Source organism: Candidatus Symbiopectobacterium sp., from assembly GCF_020054415.1.
Taxonomy (GTDB): Bacteria; Pseudomonadota; Gammaproteobacteria; order Enterobacterales; family Enterobacteriaceae; genus Symbiopectobacterium.
In genome coordinates, this window is sequence record NZ_JAHWCO010000646.1 from 1 (window position 1) to 3,494 (window position 3,494).

At 51.2% G+C, this 3,494-nt stretch carries 4 protein-coding genes; 1 reads left to right on the forward strand and 3 read right to left on the reverse strand.

Annotated elements, in window-relative coordinates; all coding sequences use genetic code 11:
• Window positions 1–159: 159 nt before the first annotated feature.
• Window positions 160–1,995, reverse strand: coding sequence for an SLC13 family permease (locus QZ506_RS18740; protein ID WP_291973082.1), 1,836 nt, complete (start codon window positions 1,993–1,995; stop codon window positions 160–162).
• A gap of 292 nt (window positions 1,996–2,287) precedes the next feature.
• On the opposite strand from QZ506_RS18740, the gene QZ506_RS18745 reads away from it, so the two are divergent.
• The gene (locus tag QZ506_RS18745; RefSeq protein WP_291973083.1) at window positions 2,288–2,569 is read left to right on the forward strand and encodes a hypothetical protein; all 282 of its coding nucleotides are present in this window, start codon (window positions 2,288–2,290) and stop codon (window positions 2,567–2,569) included.
• Between the two features lie 192 nt (window positions 2,570–2,761).
• Here QZ506_RS18745 and gpt read toward each other — a convergent pair whose 3' ends face one another.
• Window positions 2,762–3,220 carry a xanthine phosphoribosyltransferase gene (gene gpt, locus QZ506_RS18750; protein ID WP_291973084.1) on the reverse strand — a complete coding sequence of 153 codons (459 nt, stop codon included), beginning with the start codon at window positions 3,218–3,220 and terminating at the stop codon, window positions 2,762–2,764.
• Window positions 3,217–3,408, reverse strand: a complete 192-nt coding sequence (locus QZ506_RS18755) for a hypothetical protein (protein WP_291973085.1) — start codon at window positions 3,406–3,408, stop codon at window positions 3,217–3,219. The genes gpt and QZ506_RS18755 overlap by 4 nt, the downstream gene beginning before the upstream one ends.
• Window positions 3,409–3,494: the final 86 nt, after the last annotated feature.

The following is a 3,494-nucleotide window of genomic DNA, read 5'->3' on the forward strand; positions in this document are numbered from 1 at the left end:
ACAAACACGCTTATCACGACTGGTGTCATGAAGGTGTTCGAGTTCGGCTTTTTGCTTGTCGGTAATAAATATCTTCATAGTGGGTGAGCATGATCTTCTTACCGCGTAAAATCAAGCATCTTCAATGATCACGGGTATATAAGGTGCATCAACGCACAGTTAAAAACCGTAGAGCCACGGCACCATGATGACACTGACAATCATCACCAGCACGGTGAATGGCACCCCCACTTTCACGAAATCACCAAAGCGGTAGCCACCCGGACCGAGCACCAGCGTATTCACCGGTGAAGAAACCGGTGTCATGAATGCCGCGGAGGCGGCAATAGCTACAATCATGGCGAAGGGATACGGCGAAACCCCCATCTGTTTTGCCGCAGCAATGGCGATCGGTGCCATCAACACGGCAGTGGCGGTGTTGGAAATAAAGAGCCCGATCATCGCACACAGCACAAACAGGCACACCAGCATCACCTGCGGCCCAGCCCCCCCCGCAACGTCCATCAGGGCATTCACAATCAGCGTTACACCACCTGTCTGCTGGAGCGCCAGCGCAAAGGGCATCATCCCGACGATCAAAATCAGGCTCGGCCAATGGATCGCACGGTAAGCGCTTTCCATATCAATACAGCGAAATTTTCCCATCAGCAAACAGGCAATCAACGCGGCAATCGCATTGGGGATTTCGTCAGTCAGCATCATGGCGACCATCAGCGCCAGACAGAACAGCGCGTGCGGAGCCTGGCTCACCGCAGGCGCAACGTCATCCACTTCGGCAGGGAGATTCAACACCAGCATCACATGCTTTTGCGATTGCAGTTGGCGGATCATACGCCAGTCGCCAAGCACCAGCAGGATATCGCCCAGTTGCAGCGGTTCATCGGCCAGCAATCCGTCCATCGCCTCACCATTGCGGCGGATACCCACCACAGAAAGCCCGTAGCGGCTGCGGAAGCCTACGTCATAAAGCGTCTTACCAATGAGCTCAGAATCGGGGATCAGAGACACTTCCGCCATCCCCACATCGCGAGCCTGTTCAGAAAAGTATTCACCGCGCAGCACCATCGGTTCCAAGCGCTGCGAGGTGCAAAACTCACGCAAATCGACCTCAGAGGCTGACATATCAATCAGCAACACATCGTTTAACCGCAGTTCGGTGTTACCCGCCACGCTGACCATCACGCGACGGAACTTACGCCAGCGCTCAATCCCCACCACGTTGGCACCGTAGCGCTGGCGCAGACGCAAATCATCCAGGCGGTGGCCAATAAAAGGTGAACCCGGTAGTATCGCCAAACGACGTGCCCTGCCCGTAAGCTTGTAATCGCGAATCAGGTCGCGGAAGGTCTTGCGCTTCCAGCCCTCTTTATTAGCCGCTAGCGGATCGACACCGCTCAGCCAGAATCGAGCCACCAGCTTGTAAGCAATGCCCAGCAGCAACACCACGACACCAATCGGGGTGACGCTGAAAAAGCCGAAACCGTGGTTGCCGTCACGCATCAACTCACTGCTTACCACCATGTTGGGCGGCGTCGCCACCAGCGTCATCATCCCGCTGATCAGGCCAGCAAAACTGAGCGGCATCATCAGCCGCCCCGGTGAGGTTTTCATTTTGGCCGAAACGCTCAGCACCACAGGGATAAAGATCGCCACCACACCGGTGGAACTCATAAATGCGCCCAGCGCCGCCACGGTCAGCATCAGTAGCACCAGCATCTTGATCTCACTGTTGCCCGCAACGCGAATCAGCCACTCCCCGACCTGATACGCCACGCCGGTTCTGACCAGCCCTTCGCCAATAACAAACAGCGCGGCAATAAGGATCACGTTGGGGTCGCTGAAGCCGACTAGCGCGTCCGACAGCGTTAAGGTACCGCTCAACACAAAGGCGATGATAACCAGCAGAGCCACCACATCCATGCGTAGCTTATTGTTGCTAAACAATAAGATAGCGATCAACAGCAGGGATAACACCCAGAGTAGTTCGCGGTTCAAATGATCCTCCCCAAAAAAACGCGTAAGCCAGCGGCAACACGGTCATTTATAACCGTCCAGACGGTAACAGCCTAAAAAATCACGCTTAACCCAAGTCTGTTCTGGTAGTCTGCCATAAAAAAACCCCGCCGAGGCGGGGTTTTATCAAAATTTATTGTTTTGAAATAAAAGGATTTACTTCTACAGTCATCCACAAATCGTCCACATCGAATATCAAGGCCCCCGTTCAGCCTCCGGGGCCTTTTCTTTGATATCTACTTTTAACAATGATTTTTTCGCATGGGAGATAGATATGCTGGATTTAGACTGCTTGCCATTACATCAATCACGGTTTGCCAGTATTCAAATTGTATGCACACCAGAGATGCAGGTATCGATTAAGGATTATTTTAATGACCATGGTTTTGAGGTTCATTCCCCGCTTTGCTTTTCGCACAATAGCTCGGATAAACTAAGCCTCATGTTTGAACTTGCTACACAAGCGAGGAAATTAGCAGGAGCCATTATGGGATTATTGAACCGGAACGATATTGAAATCGAAATCAGTCTTTGTACGGCTTTGTTGAATAAATAGATTTTATGCTGGCAGCCCAGTGAAACGACGGATCCTCGCAACATAAAATCATGCAGTTAGGCCTCATGAGAAAAGTGTACACCTGAGATGACAAGCATTTTCTACCAAAACTGGCATGGAAAAACAGCATGATTACCTATTATTCAACAAAGCCAACATTAGTTAGCGTCTGAACGCTATTCCAGAAGGCGATTACCGTCCAGCCAAGGGCTGAACAAACACTACGCCCATGTCCCACGGTTGCTCAATCCAAGTATCCTGTGGGATATCAACCACGTGGTCATCAACCAGTGGGCGCCCGGCGGGCTTGGCGAAGATGGTGATAAAATGCGCTTTCGGATACATATCGCGAATCGCTTTCGCCGTTCCCCCGGTATCCACCAGATCGTCGATCACGATAAATCCTTCACCGTCTCCCTCGGCACGTTTCAGGACAGTCAGATCACGCTGGTTGTCGTGGTCATAGCTGGAGATACACACGGTATCCACATGACGGATGCCTAATTCACGCGCCAGCAGTGCACCGGGAACCAACCCGCCACGGCTAACGGCAATAATGCCTTTCCATTGTTCGGCTGGCAGCAAACGCTGCGCCAGTTTACGGGCATGAATTTGCAACATATCCCAGGTGACGACGTACTTTTCGCTCATAAAAATCTATCCTGAACAACGTTAAATTGGCTTAATTCGAGTCTGAGGGGAAAAAGGTTGCGCGAGATTATAGATAGCCGCCAGCATAAAAACCAGTATTTATCCACGTAATCGCTGCGTACTTCTTGCTTTTGCCGGCTTTGTTGAATAAATAGAACTTTTGGGTAATCATCGGAGCAGATCACCACAGTTGTTTCAAAATCAGGTCTCCATGGCAAAACAAAATTTTAAAATCACCAACTGGCCCTCTTATAACAAGGCCCTCAAGCAGCGC